General features: G+C 68.4%; 1 protein-coding gene. It reads left to right on the top strand.

Going from position 1 to position 1,315, the window contains the following annotated elements:
* A partial coding sequence (locus U4E84_RS17590) for an amidohydrolase (protein ID WP_322533375.1) occupies positions 1 to 1,103 on the top strand: 1,103 nt, incomplete at its 5' end.
* Positions 1,104 to 1,315 lie beyond the last annotated feature (212 nt).

Consider the following 1,315-nt stretch of genomic DNA (forward strand, 5'->3'; position numbering starts at 1 on the left):
TTCCCGACGACGACGAGATCCGTCCGTGGCTCGAGCGCGCCCGTCGCGCCGGAGTCAGCGAGGACCTCCTCGAGCGCACCGCGGGCGGTCGCACGGGCGTCGTCGCGACGCTCTCACGGGGCGAGGGCCCGTGTATCGGCCTGCGCGTCGACCTCGACGGGATCTCGATCCACGAGTCAGAGGATCTCGACCACCGGCCGACGGCCGAGGGGTTCCGCTCCGAACACGACGGCTACATGCACGCCTGCGGTCACGACGCGCATCTCGCAATCGCGCTCGGAACGATCGAGGCGGTCAAAGAGAGCGACTTCGAGGGGACGCTCAAGGTGTTCTTCCAGCCGGCGGAGGAAATCTCCGGCGGTGGGAAGGCGATGGCTGAGAGCGGCCACCTCGACGACGTCGACTACCTCTTCGCGCTTCACATCGGGCTCGACCACCCGACCGGCGAGATCGTCGCTGGCACAGAGAGCCCCCTGGCGATGGCGCACCTGACGGCCACCTTTGAGGGGGCGAGCGCCCACGCGGGAAAGGCGCCGAACGAGGGGGCAAACGCGATGCAGGCCGCCGCGGTGGCGATCCAGAACGCGTACGGGATCGCGCGCCACCGTGACGGAGCGACGCGGGTGAACGTCGGCAAGATCGAGGGTGGCTCCGCGAGCAACGTGATCGCCGAGGAGGTGACCATCGAGGCAGAGGTTCGCGGCGAGACGACTGCGCTGATGACGTACGCCCGCGACGAGCTCGAACGGGTCCTGTACGCGGCCGCCGAGCTCCACGACTGCGACGTTACGCCGCGGCTGATCAGCGAGTCGCCCTGCGTCGACAGCCACCCGGCGCTTCGCGAACTCGTCGGGAACGTGGCGTGGGACGTCGACGGGGTCGAGCGCGTGATCTCGTCCGAGGAGTTCGGCGTGAGCGAGGACGGCACGTATCTGATGCAACGGGTCCAAGACGCCGGCGGCCTCGCGTCGTACGTCCTCGTCGGCACGGACCACCCGACGAGCCACCACACGCCGACGTTCGACGTCGACGATAGGAGTCTCCTGATCGGTGTCGACCTACTGTCGAACGCATTCGTCGAACTCTCGCGGCGGCGGCCGTAGCGGGACGTGGACCGACGCGCGAACCCGGGCACACACCGAAGCGGTTCGGTACGCACGACGGGCGACCGGGAGAGCGACCAGTAGTGTTAATCCGCTCGCTCTCGGTGTGTGACGTATGAGCCAGAACGACGTGCCGGAGTCGCTCGAAGCGGCGGCCGAGGCGGACCGGCCTCGCGGAATCTTAACTCCCTCCGACCGTGACTTTCTGCTCG

The organism is Halorubrum sp. AD140 (assembly GCF_034497445.1).
Classification (GTDB): Archaea; Halobacteriota; Halobacteria; order Halobacteriales; family Haloferacaceae; genus Halorubrum.